Consider the following 25,489-nt stretch of genomic DNA (forward strand, 5'->3'; position numbering starts at 1 on the left):
GCCGCGCAATGGGCAGATGCGCGGACAATACGCACCCGCCCCGTCCGGGTCGCGGACAGGGCGGCATGCGTGGGCGGGTACTCCGTATTACTTGGCGGCGGTCTTCGTCGCGTCCTTGTGCCACGTGTACACGACGAACTTGAACGCCTTCAGGTCGCCCTGTGCGTCATACGCGACCTTGCCGATCGGCGTGTCGAACGTCGTCTTGTGCATGTACGCGGCGACCTTGGTCGGATCGGTCGTCTTCGCTCCGGCGATCGAGTCGGCGATGATCTTCACCGCAGCGTACGACGGCATCTGGAACGGGCCGTTCGGGTCGCGCTTCTTGTCCGCGAACGCCTTCACGAGCGCCGCATTGGCCGGATCGGCCGAGAAGTCGGCCGGCAGCGTGACGAGCATGCCTTCCGAAGCCGGGCCGGCGATGGCCGTCACGTCCTTGTTGCCCACGCCTTCAGGCCCCATGAACGTCGCCTTCACGCCCTGCTCGCGCGCCTGGCGCATCAGCAGGCCCATTTCCGGGTGGTAGCCGCCGAAGTAGACGAAGTCGACGCCTTGCGACTTCAGCTTCGTGATGATCGCCGAGTAGTCCGAATCGCCGGCATTGACGCCTTCGAACAGGACGACCGGAATCTTCGCGGCTTCGAGGTCCTTCTTCACCGACGACGCGATGCCCTGGCCGTACGACTGCTTGTCGTGCAGGACCGCGACCTTCTTCGGCTTCACGTTGTTGATGATGTAGTGCGCGGCGGCCGGGCCTTGCTGGTCGTCACGGCCGATCGTGCGGAAGATGAAGTGGCGCTTCTTGCCTTCCGTCAGCTGCGGCGCGGTGGCCGACGGCGTGACCATCACGATGCCTTCGTTCTCGTAGATGTCCGAGGCCGGAATCGTCGAACCCGAGCACACGTGGCCGATCACGTACTTGATCTTCTGGCTGACGATCTTGTTGGCGACGGCGACGGCCTGCTTCGGTTCGCATGCGTCGTCCATCATCACGACTTCAAACTTGTTGCCGCCCGCACCGCCTGCAGCGTTGACCTGCTCGATCGCGGTCAGCGCGCCGGCCTTCACCATGTCGCCGTATTGGGCGACCGAACCGCTCATCGGACCAGCGATGGCGATCTTCACGGTTTCCGCTTGCGCGGCGGCGGCGCCGGCGGCGAACAGCACGGCGGCGGAAATGGACGTAAGACGGGACAGCGTCATCTGGGAGCTCCTCGATGTTGTTTAGTCATACGGGCAAAGGCGGCATGACTTGCGCAATCGAACAGCACCCGGGGCGAGCACATGGGACACGCCCGAGACACATAGAAGACGGAACTCCAGCGGAATGTTGCGTAGCGGGGCCCGGCTCTTGCAGTCCCCGAAAGGGGACGTCTGGTTCGGAAAGACATCGTGATGCGTCTTGCATTGCGCAAGCGTTTCGCCTGCCCCGCTTGCCAAATCGCTTGTTCGGAGGGATGGTCCGACAGCCATTGGCAAGGCAGTCGAAATTATATGGGCGTTTTTAAATCGTCTGTCAAAAATGCCGGTCGACCGAGGGAAAACACGGAGGCATTTGGGGGCGGCGGTGGCGATGGGGGCGCAACCGCGTGAGGCTCGAGAACGTTTGGCTGGGGTGCAATTGGGTTGCTATGGGGTGGGTCGGGTTGGGTGGTTGCCTTGCTGGGCTTGGCTTTCGGCGATCGTGGATTTTGTCCGGTGCGTTTTCGGGCTGCTAAGGGTCCGATCGCCGAAAATCAATCAACTGATGATTGCTTGGGTTGGCACCAACTCGGGGCGGTCGGTCGAGGCGGTCAATCCTACTGTTTACAAACAAAACTAAACATTTGGAAGCTCATTGTTATTTTCATGAAATAATACGAATTCGCTTCTGCAATCCAGCCAGCCTTCCTGTGAGTCGCGTACGCAGCGCCTCGCAGTCGCTTCAGGGCCGCTTCGACGCCCGTCCGTCGCCCAGCCGCCAGCCAGTGATCTGCCGTTTTTTTCTCATCGCATATCACCTGCTTCGGAACGCTGATGAATCACCTCCCCCGCTTTTCTTCCGCCACCGCCGCGATTGCGTGTGCGCTTTCTGTTTCTACCGCCGATGCTTCCGGGCGTGGTTCGCTGACCGATCGGTCGGTGGGTGCCAACGTGTTTCGGTCGGAGCGTAGGGCTGCGGCTCGGGATGAGGGGCATGCGGCGCGTATGGGCCACAGTCGCCTGGAGTACGCCGCGCCGATGGAGCGCGGTCCATTCGATACGCCGGATACGCGTCCTTTGCGGGTGACGGGCGATGCGCTTGTGGTGCCGACGCCTTCGGGTGAGCACGAGCCCGATTTTGAGTTGCCTTCGAACCGCGTCGCGCTTGGCGCGGGTGGGAGCGATAGTTTTGGCCGTGCAGTGCCTGGGTATGAACAGCGCGAGCAGAACTGGATTGAATATCTGCGCGCTAACGGCTCACGGCCTGCTGGTAGTAGCGGTTCGTATGCGCCGCAGCGGCCGTACGATGCTCCGCGCGGTCCGCATGGCGCGCCGAATCCGTTTGACCCTTCGGTGCCGCAGCCGGAGACGCGGACGTTTTATGACAATGGTGCGGGGACGAAGTGCATGGCTACAGGTGGTGCGGGGACGTCGCGGTCGTCTTGCAATATCGGTTGGTGAGGCGCTGGGGGTGGTCGGCTGTGGCTGCCCTACTCGGCACGGTGCGCGACTTCGCACAGCGCGACCGCATCGTGCGACGTTGGCCCTTACAGTTGCGTGATGATCAGCCTGCCCATCCAATCAGGATCTGCACATCGCGCCCGACACAAAACATGCATCATCGATTAGCCACATTCCACCGATCTTCAGACACGAATAAGACTTGCGCGACCTGAGGGAGCGTGATTTTCACGGGTATCCCACATTTCCTATGTCGTTAAGAAACGTTTCCCACGGCAGCATTCCAGGCGCGCTCGAAATCCTCCTCCTTGATTTCGTCATGTGGTGAGATTTCAAGCTCGTCCTTCATCCCGTCAAATAGCAAAAAACCAATATCAGGATTCCAATCGTGCCGGGATGACGACGCGTAGACAGATCCATTGTCAGGTCGACTAATCTGGCGCGTCGCGACACCATCAACAAATTCCGTGAAAATCTCTCCGAGGCCACATGGAAACTCTGTTCTGGAACAGAAATATTCTTTCCTCATAAGCAACCGATCCGCTTTATTTACGCACTTCAAAACATCACGTGACCTCTTCTCTTCAACCTAAGAGGTTCCAAGATGTGAACCGTCTCCTTGTCCTCACATTCCCCCCGCGGTGCCGGTGCCTACGGCAGCGGGTGCATCACATCCCCTGCAGGACTTGCATAGAGTCCCGGCGATACTCCCGCAGCACACCGCCGCTATTTACACGCTCGCAGCAAAGGTTTGTGGTTCAAGGTGTTCCGAGATTGAATAGCCACTCGTGATATTTTCTCTTGTCCTGATCGGACAAAATTCCTGCAACAAGATCCCTGGCAAAGTTCTTCTGTGCGTTCATTTCATTTTCAACCGAATTCGTCGCATGCCGACCAATCAACTCGAAACTTTTCAAGTAGTCAATCCGATTTATCAGAACCTCGGCGCATGCAACCAATCGTTCAACATTGTGCCCAGTACACCATTGAGCCAAAAAGGATAGCCCCGCCAGCAAATCAGTCGCCCCTTGGGCCGCAGCGTCGTCTTCCATTTCGACTGCATCAGGATCCCAGTCCACTTGCTCCAGATCACTTAGCGGATTGGAGTTTTCGTTTCCATTCCACACTTGATCCAGGTATTCGCTGACTCGTTGCCTGATCTGTATGCTCGTACTCCCCGTGTGCGTGGCAAGGAACTCGAATATTGAGTCATCGTGCGCAAGGCCAACACAACACCAGACACCGAAACGAACAACGTTTTCAGATTTTTCTGCAGAAAGAATCGATTCGAGATACTTTTTTTGCACCTCGATATCGAACATACTCGCCTCCTAGTCCAGAATCCCAGCAGTTTGATCCGTGTGAGAATGAGCCCTGGTCTATGTTACCTGCCTGCTATTGATTCAATCCCTCACGGTAGGGCATAGGCCGAACCACGATCGAAATACGTCAACTGTCGGCGAACACGGACACTATCCGATGATAGCCAACTAGTAAGTTACGAAAACTTACACGCCAACCCTCACTTCCCGAGACACGCACGCGGCCAGTTCTCACGTCCCAGCAAGATATATAAATTAATCACACCCGAGAGAGCGGAAATTTTCGTAAAACAAATTTACGCCATCATCCACTCTCTCATTTTTATTTCTTTAATTAAGGCTCCGGATAAACTGGGATCCTTCTTTGATCACGAATTTCAAATATTTTTACGTCATCTCCCTCTCCCTCCAGCGATAGCAATCGCTCCGGGAACCGCCCCTCCGGCCACACGATCCGTATTTCAAAAATCCTTCCAGAATCATCATATAAATAAGTCGTTTCCGTATACTCGGCATTTCTCCTTTCAATCTGAAATGTCTTGGAAATTCTACCATCCTCATAAATCGCCCGTACGACGCGGGTCACCTGAGAATCGGGATTCTCCCGGAATGTATTTCCGAAAACGTATCGCGTCGCAAAATTCTCCGAGTACACGTAGAAATCGTCTGAACGCATCCAATCCTGGTTTCCTGCAGGACCACCTAACTTCCCATAGGCAACCATATGTATCACTCGACCATGGTCATCATATGAATAACAGTATCGTCGAGGGCCAGGCTCCGATTTACTTTTTAGCATGCGCCCCGGTTTTACCCCAAGAATTTCGGTACGATAGGGTTCAAGAGAAAACGGCGCACCAACACCTGTCCCCCATCTTTCCGATTTGGCGCTCTCCTTCGCTCGCCGCAGAAATTCCGAATAAGCTCCATCACTCGCACTCAACAGCTTAACAAGGTCGTCTTTTCCCATTTTTCACCTATCTCTTCCTCGGGAACGTTTTACCGCCTTCAAGGTCGGCTCTAATTTTATCCAATCCAGCATTAAAATCTGGAACCGTATTTGCGTTATCTAAATTATCGAAGACGTACTGCTTATATGCATTGCCATGAACACCTTCCCCAGAGTGTGCAGTCGACAAATCGCCAGCCAAGCGCGAGCTGGCGTCTTTAGGCAGCCACGCACCATTTTCAGCCGTATTAATTGGTATTCCGAGATTATCCATTTTGGTTCGCAACGCCACCATTCGAGGGTCGGTCGAGTTCGACATCACGATATGGTGCGCCCTATAGTCGGCACTGGGTCTAGTACCTAGATTCTGCGCCAGTTCCTTCGCATCACTGGAGCACGACAGCCCCCAAGGGTCAATCCAGCTTAGTGGGCTCGGTGCGTATTGATAGAGGTTTATTCCGCCCATCAATCCGATTGGATCCGAATTGATAAAACGCCCGATGTCCGGATCGTAGAACCGGAACGTGTTGTAGTGCAGCCCGGTTTCCCGATCCAGGTATTGTCCTTGGAAGCGCAGGTTTTGCGGCCGCGGCACGTGGGCAGGTGTTGCAGAAGCCAATTGCACCTCGCCCCATTCCGGCACCGACTGCTGCGGAGCCCGCGCGACCCACTCCTCCTGCACCGCGTTGCCCCACACCTTGTAGCGAGCCTGCCAGATCAACTCGCCTTCAGCGTTAGTCAGTTCCTCCGGCAACCCCGACACGTCGTTGTGGAAATAGTAGACCGCATCCCGTGCATTGGCGTCGTTAGCCGCCGCCTTACCCTGGTCGATCCGTGCCAGCGGCACATAGCTGTTGGACTCATACAAGTACGTCAGCGCTTCCTCGCCCTGACGGTCGTGATACGTTTCCTGCACGAGCCGCATGCCGTCCCACAGGAAATCCGTACTCGCATAACCCCCATTGAGCTTCCGAATCCGCCGACCGAACGCGTCGTATTCGAAGTGCGTCGTCCCGACACCAAGCCGGTCCTTCGTCACGACAGTCTTCAACTGATTCCAGTCGTCGTACTCAAGTACCAACTCTTTGGCCGGCCCGTGCCCACTCAACTTGCGAACCAGCCGCCCATAGACGTCATACTCGAACCGCTTGTCCTCGAACATCTTGAGCCGGTTGTGCTCTACGAAACCTCCCGGGTGATCGCTCGACACCAGGTTGGCTGCCGCATCCCAACGAAACACTTCCGACGGCAATCCCGGCCCGGCCGCCTGTTCAATGCGACCGGTCGGGTCATACCGATAGCTCGTCGTGCCATAGCGCAGATCCCGCTTCTGGATCACATCTCCCACAGCGTCATATTGCCATTGCTTCGCCAGCAACTCGTCCGCCGCCCTGCCTCGCTGTGCAACTTGCCGGGCACGACGGCCCACCGCGTCGTACCCGAAATGACTCGTCAGCTTGCCTTGCGTCCGCAGGACTTCCCGATGCAGATCATCGCGCTCGATGTCGGCGACTGCGGCACCGTCAACGCGGATCTGGTGCACATGGCCCGACCCGTAATGCAGCCAGTCGATCGTGCGCTCGCCCGAGATCGTGGTGCTGACGCGGTTACCAAGCTCATCGTAGGTATGCGCAAGCCAGCCCGTCGGCGTGTACTCCTCGAGCACCTCACCGCGCGCGCCGTACTTCAGGCTGACCCGATTCTTCAGCGACGAACCGCGAGCCCCCAGCGTGTACAACTCGGCCGACGCGATTCGGCTCGCCTTGTCGTACAGGTACTCACATCGCTCATGCGTAGCTTGCTTCGCCGTCAGTCGACCGATCGCATCGCGCTCGTATCGCGTCTCGACCTTTCCATCCCGCACGACCGTGCCTTGGCCGCACACGTCGTATTCGTATGTGCGCTTGTGGCCATCGAGCCCGATCTGCGCAGCCACCAAATCGCGACCGTCATACTGAAAGCGATACGACTCGCAGTTTTCGTTGGTCAAGCTCGCGAGCCGGAACGCATCGTCGTACCCGAATCGCACGACACGATTAGCCGCGTCCGTACGAGAAATCAGCAGCCCGCGCGGATTGATCTCATACCGCGTGCTGCGCTGATTCGCATCGACAACTTCAACGAGACGCCCGGCCACGTCATACCGGAACGCCTGACGAGCACCATCGGCCGTCCCGATCCCCATGACCCGCCCCATCGCATCCGTTTCGTACACGGTCGACTGCCCGGCCGCATCAGTCACGCGCGAAAGCGCACCACGTGCGTCATACGCAAACCGCGTGACCTTGCCGGAACAATCGGTATACGACGTCAACTGCGCACGGCCATTCCATTCAAGGAACTTGTACCCACCCCGCGCATCGCGAATCGTATGCACGAGCCCGCGCTCGTCCCGGTGATACTCGGTCGCAAAACCCGCCGGATCGCGCGTCATCGTCAGGTTGCCGCGATCGTCGTAGCGATAGATCCAGCGCGAATTCGCCGGATCGGTTTCCGCTACGGGCAGGTCGTAGTACCCGTTCCACTCAGTCCGCTCGACCTGCCCAAGCGCATCGATACGCTGCGTCTGCCGCCCGCGCTCGTCATACTCGAAGCGCGTCGTGTTCCCGGCCGGATCGGTCGTGCGGACCAACTGCCGCTTCGCGTTCCACTCCAGCTGCCACACGTGGCCTTCGGCATCCGTATGGCTCGTCGGCTGCTGATCCTCGTTCCACGTCCAGCGCGTCACGCGGCCGATCTGGTCGGTAATCGTCACCGACCGCTGCGCGAGATCCGCGTCGAACGTGTACGCTTCGCCGTCGTTGGTCCAGTGGCGCACGACGCGCGCATCGCGACCAACACCCTGCCACGCATAAAAACACTGCAGGCCGCCACGCAGCGTGTGCTGGACCATCAGCCCATGCTCGTATGCGAAGCGTCGCCCGACATGACCGCTACGATCGGTAACGGCCACCAGTTCGCCGGCGTTGCTGTACGCGTACCGCACCAGCGTGTCGGGTTGTTCACCGTCAACGCCACGGGTCAGTTCGATCGCGGCAATACGTTGCGGATGCAACTTGTCGTAGGACAGTGTCAGCAAGCGACCGGCGCTATCGTGCAACCGCGCAGGCCGCACAACCTCATCGTGCGCTTCTCGCTCGACCTCGATCCAGTTACCGTTGCGATCCTCGAGGCGCCAGAGCTTGAGCGTCTCGCCATCCGCATCGGTACGAGCACGACCGAAATCGCGATACACACCGTCGACCGTCTCGATCACATAGTGGCCGCCCTCGGTACAGATCAGGTAAATACCTTCCGGCACGCTGAAATGGCTCTCGCCCGGCGGCACAGCCGGGAACACGATATCGCGCCCCTGCTCGTCCCAGTACGTGATCGACACCACCTCGCCATGTTCACGCGTGAGTCGCAGCTCGACGCTGATCGGCACGCTCCACCCTGTCCCGAACAGGCTGTCGGCGCGATCATCGAGGCTGCTATAGAAACGCTGCCAGACGATCGGCAGCGGCCCGGGCAGGACGAAATCGGTATCGTCCGTGCCATCGAGCACCTTGCTGCCGGTAATGACGTTAACCGGATGGCCCGCCGAAGGCCTCGCCAGACTACCCAGCCAGGTGCCGAACGCACCCGCCGCAAAATTCACCGCAAGACACGGCACCTTGCTCTTCAGGAAGTCGCCCCAGCTCATCTTCCCGCGGCCGCACACCGCGAGCGCGATACCGAGCGCAGCCCCCAGCCACCCGAGCCGGGTCGCCGACTTCACATCCCGCACCCGCTGTGTCCCACCGCCGATGAAAACGTTGTCCGAGCCTTCGGCAATCGTCCCGTCGCATGTCGTCTTGTCACCGACCCGCGCGGCCGGTTGATTGTTGATATAAACGCTGCCCGACCCGTCGGCAATCATCTGCGGCCCGGGATGATCGGTACACGCAACGGTATCGAGATCGCCCGGCTTCGCCGCCCGCGCCGCCGGCTTGTCGTTGACGTAGACGTTCCCCGACCCACTCGCGATCTTGCCTTTGATCTCGGGCGGCACGAGCGAATTGGCCACCGACTTCGCGCCGTCGTCGATGGCGTCGTTCATGCCGCTCGCTTCCATCAGCGCGCCCGAGCCGACCGCCACGCCTACACCGATCGCAATCACGAGCGGCGTCGCCAACCCTGCCGTGCCGATTTCGAGCGCGGCGAGGCCGGCGAATATCAGCCCCTCCATCACCTCTGCCACCAACGCACCGACGATGGCCCCGCCGACCACCGACCCGACCGTGCCGACAAGCTCACCCAGGAACGACGTGTGCTGGATCGGATCTTCGAAGCGAGCGGCCGCGAAGTTTTCCGCGCTCACGACGCGTCACCCGGCCCGAGCAGGGACGGCCGCGCCGCGCGCGGCTGGAAACTGGCGAGCATGCGTTCTGCGATCGCCTGCTGTTCTTCAGTCAGCGGCGCCGCGCTGGTCAACGTCATCACCAGCACGCGGCCGGCGTCGTCCGACGGAAACATCGTCTGAACCTGATGCCAGAGCCTGCCGTCCCGCTCGAGCGTGGAATCGATCTGGACGCCCGCACGGGAACCGACCGTCACCGGCCGACGCGCCTTCTCGGTCAGCATCCTGGCATCGCGCGACGCCACTTCCCATTCGCGCGCGACGAACGCGTCGAGATTCTCCCCGTCGCGCAACCGTCCGCGGGCGATCACGAGATTGAGGCCGCCGGGGCCGACGTTCATCATCAGGATGTTAACGGTGCGGTCGAGCGCCGCGTCCGGCAGTTCGAAGGTGCCTTCGTGGATTGCGTAGTGCATGGCTGGTTTCGTTCGAGTTATTTGTTGAGATCGATGCGCGTGCCGTTGATCATCACGCCGTCGTCGGTCATCAGGATCACGGAGCCCTTGTGCTCGAGGCGGATGCCTTCCGGCGCGAGCGAGATCGAGCTGTCCATCACCTTCAGCAGGATGCCGCGCTCGGCCATGTAAACCTGAGTGCCGCCGCCGCCATCCTTGGCCGGCGTCATCACCTCGACGGTGGTCGCGGTCGTGCTGCGCTTCTCGGCGATCGTCTCGGTCAGGTTGCCCTGCGGGATCTGCTTCTCTTCACTCCCCGTTGCCACCAGCACGGTACGCATCGGCCCCAGCACCTTGTGCGTCTCGTTGTTCTCGACGACGGTGTTCATGTCCTTCTGCGCGTGCATGAAGAATTCCTGCATGCCGTTCGTGTCGGTCATGCGGATTTCGTTCGACCCCTGCCCCTTGTGCGTCTGGCTCTTGATCCCCATCGTCTCGCCGGCCGCCCCATGGTACGGGTTGCCCTGCTCGCCGTTGAACACACGGCCGACGATCACCGGGTTATCCGGGTCACCCTGGTTGAACGCGACGAGCACTTCCTGCTTGATCCGCGGGATCGCGGCCGCGCCCCAGCCGTCGCCCGCCCACGGTTGCGATACGCGCACCCACATCGAATCGGAGCCGTCCTTCTTGCCGCGCCGGTCCCACGGGAAATGCACCTTCACGGCGCTGCCATTCGTGTAGATTTCCTCGCCCTTCGGACCGACGACGATCGCCGACTGCGTGCCGTGAATCACCGGCTTCGGCGTGCCGCGCGGCGCACGGTACGGAATCTTCTTCGGCAGCAGCGCGAAGCTGTTGCGATACGGCAGCTTCGCGCTGTGCTGCGTGTAGTCGTTCACCGCCTCGTGACGCACGTGCAGGATCACGTATTCCTGGTTGTTCTCGAGCACCGGGTGATTCGCCACGGTGACGGCGCCCGCCGTGGTCATGCGCCACGCGTAGCCGCCGCCGGTATAGCGATGAGCCTGCGCCTCCTCGGCCTCCATCGCGAAACGGGCGTAGCGGTTGCCGTCGTCGCCGTGGTCGTACAGCGACTGGTGTTCGAACCGCTCGGTCGCGTCGAGCCGCGCATGCTTGAGGTTCTGCGGCCCGGCCTCCACCAGCATCAGCGGCGACGACGGATTCTGGTGGTTGAAGTCGCGGAACGTGACCTTGCCCACGCCGAAGCGCCGGCCTTCGTGCAACTGGTCGATGCCGCTGTCCTCGCTCGCCTCGGTGGCCGCGAACGGCACCGTCGCGAGCCCGTCGATCGGGCGGAACAGCAGGTTCGAATCGCCGATCACCAGGATGTGCTTGTCCTTCTCGTAGCGGTGCGTCCAGACCAGCCCCTCCTGCTCCATCAGCCGTGCGCAGAAGTTGTAGTAGCTCTCCTGGTACATCACGACGTACTCGAGCGGCTTCTGGCTCGTCCGGATATCGAACACGAAGTCGGAGAAGCCGTGCTCCTGGAAGATCTCGGTGAGGATGTCCTGCGCGGTCTTGTTCTGGAAGATCCGGCAGTCGGTCGAGCGCGTCAGGAACCAGAACCACGGCACTGCCGTCAGGTGATATTGCGTGACGTTGCCGGGGTTGCCCGCGCGGTCGAACGACGCGACGTAGCCGTCGAAGTAACGGTCGTTGTCGGCGGCGCCCGATGCGACGACACGCTCGAGCGTCGACAGGCGCGCCTGCTGGTCGAACCGGATCTTGACCTGCTGGCCGATGAGATCCTCGGGGCGCAGGTCGTGGCGATGCGACAGCAGGTCGAGGTGGATCTCCGGCAACCGGTTCACGTGCTCGTCGACGACGGCAGCGCTGACCAGCAGCACGTCCGGGCCGAGCGGCGTATCGAGCGTCACGTAGCGGTTGAGCTGGGTCAGGCGCGGGGGGTTGGCGGCGCCGTTGATCGCCTCGGCGATCGCACCGGGCGTCTTGTCCATCAGCGAGAAGCCGGTCTGCGCGAGCTGCATCGCGCGCTGGACGGTGTCGACGTGCCCGGCCAGGCCCGCGAGCGGCCCGAGGCTGCCGGCGACGCTCGACGCAACCGGGCCGGCGAGACCGCCGAGCGCGCTCAACGAGCCGAGCGCACTACCGCCCATTCCAGTGGGAATACCCCCGTTCGGAGCGAAACTCATTCTTGTTCCTTCTTGTGTTCTCAGGTTCCTGGTGCCGGCTGACCGGCCCGAAGCCCCGATAATGTAGGACAAAATCCGGACGCGTGAAAGACACCTGCAAACGTTTCCGTTCGGGCCCCCGATAGTCCGAAAACAGGCCGGCGGTCGGGCCGCCCGGACGCGACTGCCCACGCCGAATCGCCGCGCCGGCACGCGCGGAACAGGACACAATCTGCATGAAACGTGTGACAGATCCGTACGGGGCGAAGCATCGCCCCCAGTCACGATGAAATAGTGCGAACGCTCGGAACGGAACGCGCGCTTGCAAACGCCGCGGTACCGCTACACGCTGCTGGTCGTCGGGTTCGATCGCATGTTTTCCGGTTCTTTCAAATGCCTTTCATGCGGTCCAGGGAAACCGCCCCGGTCACCGCGGCGACACCACGATCGCCGCCCGCCGGTTCTGCGCCCTTCCTCCCGGCGTCCTGTTGTCCCCGACCGGATCGCTCTTCCCTTTCCCGACGATCGCGATGCGCTTTGCATCGAGCCCCACGTCGACCAGTTCGAGGGCAACGACCTCCGCCCGCCGCCTGGACAACTCGAGGTCATACTCGTCCACGCCTTCCTGGTCCGAATATCCATAGACCCGTACCCCGTTGATCCCCGCCGAGTGGAGCGTGCGACCGATCCTTTCGACGATCCGCCGCACATCGGGCTTGAGGTTGTAGCGATCGAAATCGAACAGGATCGGCCCGGCCGAGCCGAACTCGAAACCCTGCTGGGTTTCCTGGAAACCGGCCGACTTGAGCGCCGTGACCTGCGTCTGCGTCAATCCACGATGAAGCGGCGGCGTCTTGCAGCCTCCCAGCAGCATGCACAAAAGCAGCGCGCTGCCGACGCACATGCGCCCAATGCCCACCGGAAACGTGTTGTTCATCATTGACCTCTTCGATTGCACGCGCATCGCGAGCGCGCTTTCCACCCACTGCCGCGGCCTCGCCCGCAGCGTGAAACGATGCACCTCAGGCCGCCCCCGCGACCCCTTCCGCCAGTTGCCACGAGCCTGGCCGGGCGCGCTTGGCGCGGTACATCGCGGCATCCGCCGCCCGCAGCAAGCCGCTCGCATCCGACGCGTGATCGGGATACAGCGCAACGCCGGCACTCATCATGGTGGCCACCACGCGGCCGTCGGACAGCTCGATCGACGGCGCCATACCGGACAAGATCTCGTCAGCAATACGACATACGCTACCCGCTTCGCGCACGGCCGGCAGCATGACCGCGAATTCGTCGCCGCCCAGCCGGGCGACCAGGTCGGTCTCGCGCACCTGCGTGCGCAGCCGTGACGCGATGCCGATCAGCACCGCGTCGCCGGCGTCGTGGCCGAGGCAGTCGTTGATTTCCTTGAAGCGGTCGCAATCGAGATACAGGATCGCGACCCGCTGCCCCGTCACTGCGGCTTCGCCGAGGGCACGTGCGAGACGCGACTCGAACTGCACGCGGTTGGGCAGCCCCGTGAGCGCATCGTGCGTCGCCTTGTGTTCGAGCGACGCGTTCTCGTCGCGCAGCGTGTTCTGCCACTCTTCGAATTCGTCGAGCAATGCATTGAAGTCGTCGCCGAGCTGGTTGAGTTCGGCAATCGATGTGGGCTCGACGCGCTGCGCGAACGCACGCTCGCGCCGCACCGCGTGGGCGACGCCCGCCAGCGCGCGCAACGGCGAAACGATGCTGCGCAGCAAGCGCTTCGAGCTGATGTACGCACCGATCACGCTGACGGCCAGACAACTGAGAATGCCGCCCACGCCGCCAAGCAGGAATCCGAAGAACTGATGGCCACGGCCGCGCACGACGACGTGACCGACGACGATGCCGTCGTGTACCACCGGCGCGGTCACGGGTCCCGGCAGCGCGAGGTCGGCGACGACGCGTTCGAGCCGCGCGATCCCGCTACCGGCGGGCAATTGCCACGTCGCGAACGGCTGGTCCTTGCTATCCGTGACCACCACCTGCGCGACATCTTCATCGATGGCGATCAGCCCGATCGCCTCGGCCGCCGCGACGCGGTCGCCGAACACGAGCGCGGCCTCCACCGTGTAACCGAGCGAGCGGGCCAGCAGGTTCAGGTTGTTGCCGGCATACGCACGCAATGCAATCACGGCCACCACGATCAACGACACGGCGGCCATCGCGACGGCGACGAACGCCAGGCGCAGGTGCGCGCGACGCAGCACGCTTTGCAGCGTCGGGCGCGGCACGCGCGACAGCGAAACGGGCGGGACGGGTCGTGTCATGGTGCCCCCGGCCGCCGTGCGAGATTGAGCACGCTCGGATGCACGCGCACGCCGCTGCGTGCGACCGCGTCGAGATTGATGTCGAACGACACGCGTTCGCCGTCGACGTTGAGACAGAACATGCCGCCCGCCGTGCAGGATGGATCGTGTTCCGCAATCGTCAGCACCGGATGGCCGGCCACCGCCGCCCTCACGCGCGCGCGTTCATCCGCGCCCAGGTTGCCGAGATAGACGATGTCGCAGGCCATGCCGAGCGCGGGATCGTCGAAGCGCACACGCTGCACGTCGAGCAGCGTCGAGCCGGCCTGCAGCGTATCGGTCAGGCCGCCCGCATAGTCGGGCCGGCCCGTGACGCATAGATGCAGGCGCACGGGTGTCGTCGGCCAGCGGGTGAAACTGATGATGCCCAGCACGACCTGACGCACGGCCGTGTCGTGTGTCGCAACAGCCGGATCGGCGGGATCCGCGGGGCTTGCGGGCGCAACGATGCGCACCGTGTCGGCCGGATCGAGCGCGTCGGCGGAAGCTCCGGCAAGCATGGCCTGGGCGGCCCCCAGAACGCAAACGATTGCGACCAGCGCGTGGTGCAGCGGAGCGGTTCGGCCGGGACGGCCGGGCGCCGTTCGCGCGGCGATTGCCGCCACGTCCGCTGGCGTCGCTGCAGTCGCGAGACTGGCAGCCGACGCGCACACTTTCGCATCCATGATGGCAACATCCGCTGGCGTCGCTCCGGCGCTGCCTCCCGCCTCCCTCCATGCGCGTGCAGGCACCGAATTACGCGCATGATGGCTTCATCTTAGGTAAAAATTCGCATCGCCAACCAGTGGGAAACACCCGCGAGAAACGGGGAAAGTATGCGGAATCGGCGTTTGCGCGCGAACGTGTTGCCGATGTCGATCCGGTGTCGACGGCGGGAAATTGATCAGCGGATTGGATGCTCGAGGACGCCAAACTTCATACGTTCTGTCGCGCGATGCCGCCGCCGACACATCGCACGACGTCTCGCTCAACCGCTTCCTCGTCAGCCGGAACACCGCATACGCGATCGCCGGCATCACGGCCGTGCTCGACAACTCGCCTGCGCCGCACGGCTTTTCCGGATCGCCCTGCTCGATATGAATATCGGTGTCGGGCATGTCACTCATCCACATCACACGATACGTATCGAAGTTCGACTGCTGCACGCGACCGTGCCTGAAATCGATGCGGTCGGACGTCGCATGGCCAAGCCCCCACGTCAGCCCGCCGTACGGTTGCTCGTCGACACCGGCCGGCGACACCGCGATCCCGCAATCGGCCACGCACGTGAGCTTCTCCACCTTCACCGCGCCGTCCTTGCGCACGATCCGCGCGACATAGCTGTTGTACGCCTGGTTCGTTGCCACGCAGAGCGCGACGCCCTCCGGCAGCGACTGTCCCCGGCCCGCGCGCTGCGCGGGGTCACGCAGCGCGGTCGCATGGCGCGGCCGGTCGCGCCGGTTGTGGAAGGCATTGCGGATCGCAGGCATCGATACGCGCGTGCTTGCTCGCTGTTCACGCTGGACTGACGGGCCTGCCCGCGCGAGATTTCGACGACAATGGCGGCTTGCTGCCGGCGTGCCGTTCCATGCCGCCGGAGTGGACACGGAGTGTGCAGCGCCATGAAAGTCGAAAACTCGGAACTCGAAGCGTTCGTCGCCGTGGCGGAGCTCGGCACGTTTCATCGCGCCGCGGAGAAGCTGCACCTGACGCAGCCGGGCCTGTCGCGGCGCATCCAAAAACTGGAGCAGACGCTCGGCGTCGAGCTGTTCCACCGCACGACCCGCAGCGTCACGCTGACAGGCGTGGGCCGCCAGTTCCTGCCGATGGCGCGCGAACAGATCGCGCAGCTCGGCACGATGCTGTCGTCGATCCGGGAAATTGCGGAGAAGCGCTACGGCAAGGTGCGGCTCGCCGCCATCCCGACCGTCGTCGCACGTGCGCTGCCCGACGTGCTGCGCCACTACGCGGCCAAATACCCGCAGGTCGCCGTGCAGATCCTCGACGGCAATCACGACTTCGTGCTGTCGCAGGTGCGCGCCGGCATCGCCGAATTCGGCGTGAGCCTGCATCCGGGCGCCGACGACGATCTGCTGTTCGAACCGCTGTTCGCCGACCGCTACGTCCTCGCCGTCCACGACGGCGATCCGCTCGCGCGTGCCGACGGCGTTACGCTCGGCGAGCTCCGGCAGGCGAAGCTGATCATCGGCGGCCGCGACAGCGGCAACCGCCTGCTGCTCGAAATGCTGATGGGTCAGGAAGCCGTGGGGACCCGCTGGTTCTATGAGGTCGAGCACATCTCGAGCGTCGCGGCGCTCGTCGCGTCAGGCGTCGGCTGCGCGATCCTGCCCGAAAGCGCGCTGCGCGCGTACGGCACGCCCGCCGTGCGCGCCGTGCCGATCGCGAGCCCGACGATCGACCGCACCGTCGGCATCGTGCGGCACCGCACGATCTCGATGTCCAGCTTCGCGAGCGATCTGCACGCACTGGTGAAGGCATCGCTCGCGTGATCCGCACGCGGCACTGCGGGCATTGATGACGGCCGCGCATGAATCGCTTGCGCACTCGCATTGGACGGCCGGATATTGGCTGGGGACGATCGGTAACTCATCACCCGGAAGCCGGCCGTCCAGGCCGGCGGGGACAGGAGGAGCCACCATGCATTTCGACGTCATCCTGCGCGGCGGCGCGCTGATCGACGGCACGGGCACCGCGCGCTTCGACGCCGATCTCGGCGTGATCGGCACACGCATCGCCGCGATCGGCGACCTGCGTGACGCGACCGCTGAGCGCTTGGTCGACGCGAGCGACCAGGTCGTTGCGCCCGGATTCATCGACAGCCACACGCACGACGACGCGTTCGTGCTGACCGATCCCGACGTCGAGCCCAAGGTCGCACAGGGCGTCACGACCGTGATCGCCGGCAACTGCGGTATCAGCCTCGCGCCGTTGCTCGCGCAACAGGACGTGCCGCAGCCGCTCGACCTGCTCGGCGCATGGCGGAACTTCCGCTTTGCGTCGTTCGGCGCGTATCTCGACGCGCTCGACGCGGCCCCCGCCGCCGTCAACACCGCGGCCCTCGTCGGCCATTCGACACTGCGCGTGCGGCACATGGCCAACCTCGATCGCGCGGCCAATGCCGCGGAAATCGCGGCGATGGCTGCCGACGTGCGCGACGCGATGGCCGCCGGCGCATTCGGCGTATCGTCCGGCACGTTCTATCCGCCCGCGGCGGCGGCCACGACCGACGAACTGATCGACACGTGCGCACCGCTGCGCGAGACGGGCGGCGTGTTCGCCACCCACCTGCGCGACGAGACGGACGCGATCATCGCATCGCTCGACGAGGCGTTCTCGATCGGGCGCGCGCTCGGCGTACGCGTCGTGCTGTCGCATCACAAGGTCGCGGGCAAGGCCAACCACGGCCGCTCGGCCGAAACGCTCGCGCACATCGACGCGCAGCGCGCGCGGCAGCCGCTGTGCCTCGACTGCCACCCGTATCCGGCTACGTCGACGATGCTGCGCGCCGACCGCATCCGCCAGTCGTCGCGGGTCCTGCTTGCATGGTCGAAGCCGCATCCGGAGCTCGCGGGCCGCGACTTCCACGAACTGCTGCCGCTGTTCGGCGATTCGATCGACGCCGCGATCGACGCGCTGCAACCGGCCGGCGCGATCTACTTCGTGATGGACGAGGCCGACGTCGAACGGATCATCCGGCACGACCTCGCGATGGTCGGGTCGGACGGTTTGCCGAACGATACACGCCCGCATCCGCGTCTGTGGGGGACGTTCCCGCGCGTGCTCGGCGAATTCTCGCGCGAACGCGGGCTGTTTCCGCTCGAAACGGCCGTGCGCAAAATGACGGGCCTCACCGCCGAGCAGTTCGGCATCGCCGATCGCGGACGGCTCGCGGTCGGTCACTATGCCGATCTCGTCGTGTTCGACCCAGCGCGCGTGATCGACCGCGCGACGTTCGCGAACCCGACGCTGCGGCCCGAAGGCATCGAGCACGTGTTCGTCAACGGGCAGGCGGTGCTCGAACACGGGCGGCATACCGGTGCACGCCCGGGCCGCGCGCTGCGGCGCACGAACCCGGCGCCTGCCGCCATTTAGCCATGCCGGCGGGAGGCCCTGCGCAACGTCTACGGCCCGCCGCCCCAACCCGCACGGAGTCACGATGACGAATTCCAATGGCGCCGCCGCGCCGCGCGGCATGCAGACCGGCCCCGACACGAACGCGAGCGCCCACGCGCCCGACGTCGACGCGCTGTACGCGCGACTGAGCCGGCGCATCATCCCGTTGATCCTGGTCTGCTACTTCTTCGGCTACCTCGACCGCGTGAACGTCGGCTTCGCGAAACTGCAGATGGTGAGCGACCTCCATCTGTCGGATGCCGCGTACGGCGTCGGCGCGGGGCTGTTCTTCGTCGGCTACCTGCTGCTTCAGGTGCCGGCCGGCTGGCTCGTGCGCAAGCTCGGTGTCAAACGCTGTCTCGCCGGCTCGATGCTGGCGTGGGGCGCCGTATCGATCGCCACGCTCGCGACGCGGGACACGGTCAGTTTCTACGCACTGCGCTTCCTGCTCGGCGTGACCGAAGCCAGCTTTTTCCCGGCCGTGATCGCGTACTTCAGCGTGTGGTTTCCGTCGCATCGGCTGGCCAAGGTCATGGCGTTGCTGTTTCTCGCGATGCCGCTCGGCGTGATCGTCGGTGCGCCGCTGTCGGGCTGGATCATGGATGCGACGCACGGCGGCTTCGGATTGCGCGGCTGGCAGTGGATGTTCCTGCTCGAGGGACTGCCCGCGATCGTGCTCGGCCTGTATCTGCTCACGCGCGTGACCGAGCGGGTCGACGATGCGAGCTGGCTGACCGACGCTGAAAAGCGGACGATCCATGTGGAAATGGCGCAGGAAGCGGCCGGCAAGCGCGCGCACCTGGGCGACGCGCTGCGCGAGCCGACCCTGTGGATCCTGGTTGCGACGTCGTTCCTCTACAACGTCGGCAACTATGGCCTCGTGTTCTGGATGCCGACGATGATCAAGGCGCTCGGTACGCTCAGCAATCTCGCGATCGGCCTCGTCAGCGCGATTCCTTATCTCGTCGCGTCGATCGCGATGGTCGCGAACGCGCAACATTCGGTGCGCACCGGCGAGCGCCGCTGGCATACGGCGCTACCCGTCGCGTTCGGCGGCATCGCGCTGCTCGCGAGCCTCGGCGTGCATGCGCATCCGGTGCTCGCCGTGGCGTGCCTGACCGTCGGTGTGGCCGGCATCATGAGCACGCTGGCGATGTTCTGGAGCCTGCCGTCGCGGATTCTCGCCGGCGACGCGGCAGCGGGCGGCGCGGGGCTCGTCAACATTGGTGCGGCCGTCGCGGGCTTCGTCGGCCCGACGCTGATGGGCTACGCGACCGGGCTGACCGGCAGCACCGAACTGGGCGTCGCGCTGCTCGCGTTCACTCTGTTCGCCGCGGCCGCGCTGATCCTGTCGATTCCGCGCCGGCTGATGGAGCGCGCATGACCGCGCCGTTGCCGATGCGCAGCGCGCTTGCGGTGGCGGCTGCGGTGCGTGCCGGACAGGTCGATGCCGCGTCGATCGTGCGGGCCGTGCTCGACGACATCGCCGTCCGCGACGGGCTATATCGCGCATGCTCGCAAACCTTCGACGCGCGGGCGCTGCGCGACGCGCAGCGTATCGACGCCCTCGTACGGGATGGACGCGATCCCGGTCCGCTCGCAGGCGTGCCGTTTCTCGTGAAGGGAAATTTCGACGTCACGGGCTACGCGACGATTGCCGGCTCGCCCGCGCGCGCCGCGCTGCCGGGCGCCCGCGACGATGCGGCGATGGTCGCGCGGCTCGTCGCGGCCGGGGCGATTCCGGTCGGCGCCACGCACATGGATGAACTGGCATGCGGCGCCACCGGCGTGAATCCGCATTTCGGCGCGGTGCGGCTGCCGGTCGATCCCTCGCGAATGACGGGCGGCTCGTCGAGCGGATCGGCCGCCGCAGTGGCAGCCGGCTACGTCCCGCTCGCGCTCGGCAGCGATACCAACGGCTCGATCCGCGCGCCGGCCGCCTTGTGCGGCGTCTGGGGCATCCGGCCCGGCACGGAGCGGCTTTCGCGCGCGGGATGCGTGCCGTATGCGGCCACGCTCGACGCGGTCGGCGGGTTCGCGAACGACATCGACGATCTCGCTGCACTCTACGGCGCGCTGCTTGGCGACACCTCGTTGCCGACCCAACGATCGGCACGCGATCCGGCCACCCCGCTACGGGCCGCCGTGCTGACCGGCGATTTTGAACTGCATGCCGATACAGCCGCATGGCAGGCCGTCGAGCGCGCAGCGGTCTGCATGCATGCGGCCGACGCCATCCCGATCGACGGCGCGCTAGCCGCGCGCGTGCGTGAAGCGGCCGTCATCGTGTCCAACGTGGAAGTCGCCCGCGCACATCGCGGATTGCTCAATGCGCCGGCTGCACAGGTGTCGGAACGACTGCGAACCCGCATTGCCGCCGGTGCGGCGACACCCGATTCCGTCTACGCGCAGGCACTGGCCTGCCGCGCCGCATGGCGAACGCACATCGCGGCATACTTCGCGCGCTACGACATCCTGATCGCGGCCGCGACACCCTATGCCGCTCCGCGATTCACGGACGCCACCGTCGACGTCAACGGCATCGCGCTCGAACCCGCGAAGACGCTCGGCATGCTCACGCAGCCGATCTCGTTTGCCGACCTGCCGGTGATCGTCGCGCCGTGCTTCATGTCGGGCGAGCTGCCGGTCGGGGTGCAGCTGATCGGCGCGCCGGGGGACGAAGTGGCCTGCTTCGCGGCGGCGCGACAACTGGCGGCGGCGGCGCGCAATGCGTGCCACTCGAACGGAACCTGATCCGGTACCGGAATTCGCACCGGCGCGCGGACGCACGAACGGTATGCCGAGCGGACAGAAACGACACCCCGAGTCGCCGGCACGCTTCGGTATTCGTCCGCTTTCTCGCAGCCATCCCGCGCCACGCATCCGTTCTCGTCAGTCGTCACGGCAATCGTCGCGCACGGGCCACCGACAGCGCGTCGGCCGCGCGCGCCCCTTGGTGCCCCACGCCGCCGCGAGTATGCTTGCAGCTCGAACTGCTCTCCAACCCGGGCGCATACGCCTCATCGCGGGCGCGCGCCGCTCACCGTCATTCACCACTGATGGATTTCGACGTCATCGTTCTCGGCGCAGGCATCGTCGGCGTCTCCGCGGCACTCCACCTGCAGGATCGCGGACGCAAGGTCGCCCTCGTCGATCGCGGCGCGCCCGGCGAAGGCACGAGCTTCGGCAACGCGGGGCTGATCGAGCGCTCGTCGGTCGAACCGTATCCGTTCCCGCGCAGCCCGTTCACGCTGATGCGCTATGCGCTGAACCGCTCGACCGATCTTTACTGGCATAGCGCGTCGCTGCCCGCATTCGCGCCCTGGCTCGCACGTTTCTGGTGGGAATCGGCGCCGCTGCGTCACGCGGCGGCGTCGCGCGACATGCTGCCGCTGATCGAGCGCTGCATCGTCGAGCACGACGCGCTGATCGCGCGGGCCGGCGCCGGCGAACTCATCCGCGCGAACGGCTGGCTGGAAGCGTTCCGCACGCCGGCCGCATTCGAACGCGGCGTGGCCGAAGCCGGACTCGCCGCGCGCCGCCACGGGCTCGGCATCACGCCACTCGATGCCGCCGCGCTGAGCGCGCACGAACCGAGCCTCGCGCCCGGCTTCTGCGGCGCGCTGCACTGGCTCGATCCGAAAAGCGTCGTCGACCCGGCCGCGCTCGTCAAAGCGTACGCGCAACTCTTCGTGCAAGGCGGCGGCACGCTGCTGACGGGCGACGCCGCGAGCCTCGACGCACTGTCGCCGGGCTGGCAGGTCAGGACGCAGGACGGCCTGGCCGCCGCGCCGGCCGTGGTCGTCGCGCTCGGCCCGTGGTCCGACACGGTGTTCGGCAAGTTCGGCTACACGATCCCGCTGCGCGAGAAGCGCGGCTATCACATGCACTACGCGCCGTCCGCGCGCGGCGTGCCGTCGGCGCCGATCGTCGATCGCGAATACGGTTACGTGATCGCCCCGATGAAGCGCGGGTTGCGGCTGACGACCGGCGTCGAGATCGCGCGGCGCGGCGTGCCGCCCACCGGCGTCCAGCTCGAACGCGCGGAACGCGTCGCGCGGCCCGTGTTCGGTTTCGGCGAGCGGCTCGACCCGCACCCGTGGCTCGGCTTCCGGCCGTGCACGCCCGACATGCGCCCGGTGATCGGGCCCGCGCCCGCGCATCGCGGGCTGTGGTTCGCGTTCGGCCACAACCATCACGGGCTGACGCTCGGCCCCGTCACCGGCCGCCTGCTGGCCGAGATGATGACGGGCGAAGCGCCGTTCACCGATCCGGCGCCGTATCGCGCGGATCGCTTCTGAACGGGCAACCGATCACGCTTCGAAGCGCGCGCTCAATCGAGCGCGCGACCGAAGATGCGGATCACTTCGTCCAGATGCTCGGCCATCGCGCGGCGCGCGGCGTCCGGGTCGCGTGCGCGGATCGCATCGAGGATCGCGCGGTGTTCGAGTTCCGACCGGTGCGGCATGTCGTTCGGCATGTACAGCGACTGCAGCCGCTGGAACATCGGGTCGTACTTGTGCGCGAGCAGTTGCTTGATCATCAGCGCATACGCGGCGTTGTCGCTCGCTTCCGCGATGCGGATGTGAAACAGCCGGTCGCCCGGATGCGTGAGCGAGCCGCTGAGGTTGTCTGCCTGGTTGCGCAGGAACGCCTCGTGGATTCCTTCGATCTGCTCGTCCGACCCGTGCTTCGCGGCCAGCGACGCCGCTTCAGGCTCGATCAGACGGCGCGCCTGCAGCAACGCGAACGGCGGGATTTCGGTATCGAGGTCGAGTGCGATGCCGAGTTCGGGATCGATCTCGACGATCGTGAACGGCGCGGCCTTTTCCACAGGGACAGGCGCGGGTTCGGGGGCAGCCGTTTCGGGGTGGCGCACCTTCACGCCGTCGCCGACGCGCACGCTCACGAGCCCGCTCACTTCGAGCGCGATCAGCGCCTCGCGCACCGAGGTGCGCGACACACCGAACTGTTCGGCCAGTTCGCGCTCGGGCGGCAGGTAGCTGCCCGGCGGAAAATCGCCGGACTCGATCATCGCACTGAGCTTGTCGGCGATCTGCTGGTAGAGACGGCGGTTCTGAATCGGCTGGATGGACATACGTCGGGACTGGTGATCGGTTTCGTTCTGGACGGCCGCGCGCGCATCGCACGCAACCGTTTGCGCATATTCTAAAGGTTCGGCCCCGGGCATCGGGTGAAGCATTGATGCGACCGCAACCATCGACACACCGTGGCACCCGTCGCCATTCGTCCGACGAAGCCACGTTCCAACGCACGCGCCCGCGCGTTCACGTCGGCACCGCGTAGCAACGCGCGGCGGTGCCGCCCCACAGCGCGTTGCGCTCGGCCGCCGACAGCCGCGATTCGGCCCAGCGCTCGATGATCGACGCAACTTCGTCATACGACGCGGCCAGCAGGCACACGGGCCAGTCCGACCCGAACATCAGCCGCTGCGGGCCGAACGCGTCGAGTGCCGCGTCGAGACACTGCTCGATGCGCCGGACGTCCTTCCCGCGCAGCCCGCGCTTCCAGTCGGCCTCGGTCACGAGCCCCGACAGCTTGCACACGACATGCGGCAGCGCGCCCAGCTCGCGCAACGCGCCGCGCCAGCGCGCGAGCGCCGTGTCGTCGCGCTCGAAGTCGGCGAGTGCGGGCTTGCCGACGTGATCGAGCACGAGCCAGTGCGCGTCGTGCCGCGCACAAAACGCCCACACATCCCGCAACTGGCGCTCGAACACGAGCACGTCGTACACGTAGCCGTTCGCCTGCAGCCACGCGATGCCGCGGTTGAAGCCCGGCTCCGCGACGAACGCGCCGGCATCGGCTTCGTCCTGTACCTGGTGACGGAACCCGCGCAGCTTCGGGCTGCGCCATTCGGCAATACGATCCGCGAGCTGCGGCGCGGCGAGATCCTCCCAGCCGACCACCGCCGCGATGCGCGCATCGTCGCGCGCGAGATCGAGCAGGAACGCCGTCTCGTCGCGCCCGGCGCGCGCCTGCACCGCGATCGACGCGCCGATCGCCTGCGCATGCATCAGCGGCCACAGCGCGTCGGGCAGGTAGTCGCGCGCGAGCACCCCCATCCCGGCGCCGATCCACGGGTAATCGGCGGCGCGATAGCGCCAGAAGTGCTGATGGGAATCGATACGTACTGCGCCCATGATGCCCTCGTGTCCGGTCGCTGCTGCTGCGGCGGCGCGCGCCGCCGCCGCTCGACGCAACGTTCAGTCGTACAACACCGCCGCGATCTTCGGATCGTCGATATTGGTCTTGTCGTACCAGTAGAAGCCGGTATCGATGACCTTCGGCAGCTTCTCGCCCTTGATCGCCTTCACGGCCGCCTCGACCGTCTTGTAGCCGATCCCGACCGGGTTCTGCGTGATCGCGCCGGCCATCAGCCCGCTGCGGATCGCGTCCTTCTGCTGCTTGCCGGAATCGTATCCGACGATCACGACCTTGCGCTTCATCTCGCGCACGCCGTTGACCACACCGATCGCCGAGCCTTCGTTGGTGCCGAACAGCCCCTTGAGCTTCGGATACGCCTGCAGGATCGACTTCGTCACCTCGGTCGATTTCAGCTGGTCGCCTTCGCCGTACTGCACGGTCACAACCTGCACCTTCGGGTGCGCCGACTTCATCCGTTCGAGGAAGCCGTCGCGGCGATCGATGCCGGTGCGGCTCGTCTGGTCGTGCGCGACCACGGCCACCTCGCCTTCATCGCCGATCAGCGCGGCGAGCTTGTCGGCGGCGAGCGACGCCGCGGCCTTGTTGTTGGTCGCGGCCGTCGTCACCGGGATGTCGCTGTCCACGCCCGAGTCGAACGCGATCACCGGGATCTTCTCGGCCTGCGCCTTCTTCAGGAGCGGCAGCGCGGCCTTGCTGTCGAGCGCCGCGAAGCCGAGCGCGGCCGGCTTCTTCGCGATCGCGGCCGACAGCATGTCGATCTGCTTGTCGACCATCGCCTCGGTCTCCGGCCCGTCGAACGTCACCCTCACCTTGTAGTCCTTCGCGGCCTGCATCGCACCCGCTTTCACGGCCTGCCAGAACTGATGCTGGAAGCCCTTCGAGATCAGCGGGATGTAGGTTTCCTGCGCCTGCGCGCCGGCCGTGACGCCGACGGCGAACGTCAGCCCGACGATCGCGTTCAATACCTTGCTCCTGATCACTTCGCGTCTCCTTTTTTCGTATCGACTCAACCGA

18 protein-coding genes and 1 pseudogene are annotated in these 25,489 nt (G+C 64.6%); 6 read left to right on the forward strand and 13 right to left on the reverse strand.

Annotated elements, in window-relative coordinates; genetic code table 11:
* Positions 1-87 precede the first annotated feature (87 nt).
* Positions 88-1,203 (reverse strand): branched-chain amino acid ABC transporter substrate-binding protein, encoded by a 1,116-nt coding sequence (locus tag F3J15_RS03475; RefSeq protein ID WP_166887809.1) that lies wholly within the window; start codon positions 1,201-1,203, stop codon positions 88-90.
* A gap of 813 nt (positions 1,204-2,016) precedes the next feature.
* Between F3J15_RS03475 and F3J15_RS03480 the strand changes: the two genes are divergently transcribed.
* Positions 2,017-2,643 carry a hypothetical protein gene (locus tag F3J15_RS03480; RefSeq protein WP_166887812.1) on the forward strand — a complete coding sequence of 209 codons (627 nt, stop codon included), beginning with the start codon at positions 2,017-2,019 and terminating at the stop codon, positions 2,641-2,643.
* Positions 2,644-3,401: 758 nt separating this feature from the next.
* Here F3J15_RS03480 and F3J15_RS03485 read toward each other — a convergent pair.
* From F3J15_RS03485 to F3J15_RS03535, 9 genes and pseudogenes are all read right to left on the reverse strand, one after another.
* The gene (locus F3J15_RS03485; RefSeq protein WP_166887815.1) at positions 3,402-3,965 is read right to left on the reverse strand and encodes a hypothetical protein; all 564 of its coding nucleotides are present in this window, start codon (positions 3,963-3,965) and stop codon (positions 3,402-3,404) included.
* Between the two features lie 334 nt (positions 3,966-4,299).
* Positions 4,300-4,935, reverse strand: a complete 636-nt coding sequence (locus F3J15_RS03490) for a hypothetical protein (protein ID WP_166887817.1) — start codon at positions 4,933-4,935, stop codon at positions 4,300-4,302.
* Positions 4,936-4,942: 7 nt separating this feature from the next.
* Entirely contained in the window at positions 4,943-9,256 is a 4,314-nt protein-coding gene (locus tag F3J15_RS37685; RefSeq protein ID WP_345891542.1) for an RHS repeat-associated core domain-containing protein, read from the reverse strand.
* Positions 9,253-9,711 (reverse strand): DUF1795 domain-containing protein, encoded by a 459-nt coding sequence (locus F3J15_RS03510; RefSeq protein WP_069252319.1) that lies wholly within the window; start codon positions 9,709-9,711, stop codon positions 9,253-9,255. Before F3J15_RS03510 ends, F3J15_RS37685 begins: the two co-directional genes overlap by 4 nt.
* A 17-nt stretch (positions 9,712-9,728) precedes the next feature.
* On the reverse strand, positions 9,729-11,867 hold the full coding sequence (gene tssI, locus F3J15_RS03515; RefSeq protein WP_166887823.1) for a type VI secretion system tip protein TssI/VgrG: 2,139 nt from the start codon (positions 11,865-11,867) through the stop codon (positions 9,729-9,731).
* Positions 11,868-12,273: 406 nt separating this feature from the next.
* Positions 12,274-12,783, reverse strand: a complete 510-nt coding sequence (locus tag F3J15_RS03520; protein WP_166888117.1) for an OmpA family protein — start codon at positions 12,781-12,783, stop codon at positions 12,274-12,276.
* Positions 12,784-12,868: 85 nt separating this feature from the next.
* The gene (locus tag F3J15_RS03525; RefSeq protein WP_166887843.1) at positions 12,869-14,137 is read right to left on the reverse strand and encodes a diguanylate cyclase; all 1,269 of its coding nucleotides are present in this window, start codon (positions 14,135-14,137) and stop codon (positions 12,869-12,871) included.
* A complete protein-coding gene (locus tag F3J15_RS03530; RefSeq protein WP_166887846.1) occupies positions 14,134-14,841 on the reverse strand; it encodes a YfiR family protein in 708 nt (235 codons plus the stop codon). Before F3J15_RS03530 ends, F3J15_RS03525 begins: the two co-directional genes overlap by 4 nt.
* Positions 14,842-15,111: 270 nt before the next feature.
* Positions 15,112-15,612 (reverse strand): annotated as a pseudogene (locus F3J15_RS03535) (molybdopterin cofactor-binding domain-containing protein); the annotation flags it as partial.
* 165 nt (positions 15,613-15,777) lie between these two features.
* Here F3J15_RS03535 and F3J15_RS03540 point away from each other — a divergent pair.
* From F3J15_RS03540 to F3J15_RS03560, 5 genes are all read left to right on the forward strand, one after another.
* A complete protein-coding gene (locus tag F3J15_RS03540) occupies positions 15,778-16,665 on the forward strand; it encodes a LysR family transcriptional regulator (protein ID WP_166887849.1) in 888 nt (295 codons plus the stop codon).
* Positions 16,666-16,813: 148 nt separating this feature from the next.
* Positions 16,814-18,268: a D-aminoacylase gene (locus tag F3J15_RS03545; RefSeq protein WP_166887852.1), complete on the forward strand. Its 1,455-nt coding sequence runs from the start codon at positions 16,814-16,816 to the stop codon at positions 18,266-18,268.
* Positions 18,269-18,332: 64 nt separating this feature from the next.
* Complete coding sequence (locus F3J15_RS03550; RefSeq protein WP_166887855.1) at positions 18,333-19,673, forward strand: MFS transporter; 1,341 nt, start codon at positions 18,333-18,335, stop codon at positions 19,671-19,673.
* Positions 19,674-19,687: 14 nt separating this feature from the next.
* The gene (locus F3J15_RS03555) at positions 19,688-21,043 is read left to right on the forward strand and encodes an amidase family protein (protein ID WP_166888120.1); all 1,356 of its coding nucleotides are present in this window, start codon (positions 19,688-19,690) and stop codon (positions 21,041-21,043) included.
* 305 nt (positions 21,044-21,348) lie between these two features.
* Positions 21,349-22,590 (forward strand): FAD-binding oxidoreductase, encoded by a 1,242-nt coding sequence (locus F3J15_RS03560; RefSeq protein ID WP_166887858.1) that lies wholly within the window; start codon positions 21,349-21,351, stop codon positions 22,588-22,590.
* Between the two features lie 32 nt (positions 22,591-22,622).
* Here the strand turns inward: F3J15_RS03560 and F3J15_RS03565 are convergent, their stop codons facing one another.
* From F3J15_RS03565 to F3J15_RS03575, 3 genes are all read right to left on the reverse strand, one after another.
* The gene (locus F3J15_RS03565) at positions 22,623-23,387 is read right to left on the reverse strand and encodes a FadR/GntR family transcriptional regulator (protein WP_166887861.1); all 765 of its coding nucleotides are present in this window, start codon (positions 23,385-23,387) and stop codon (positions 22,623-22,625) included.
* Positions 23,388-23,577: 190 nt separating this feature from the next.
* A complete protein-coding gene (locus F3J15_RS03570; RefSeq protein ID WP_166887864.1) occupies positions 23,578-24,450 on the reverse strand; it encodes an amidohydrolase family protein in 873 nt (290 codons plus the stop codon).
* Positions 24,451-24,513: 63 nt separating this feature from the next.
* The gene (locus F3J15_RS03575; protein ID WP_166887867.1) at positions 24,514-25,455 is read right to left on the reverse strand and encodes an ABC transporter substrate-binding protein; all 942 of its coding nucleotides are present in this window, start codon (positions 25,453-25,455) and stop codon (positions 24,514-24,516) included.
* Between the last annotated feature and the right edge of the window lie 34 nt (positions 25,456-25,489).

This window comes from Burkholderia sp. Ap-955, from assembly GCF_011753045.1.
Lineage (GTDB): Bacteria > Pseudomonadota > Gammaproteobacteria > Burkholderiales > Burkholderiaceae > Burkholderia > Burkholderia lata_D.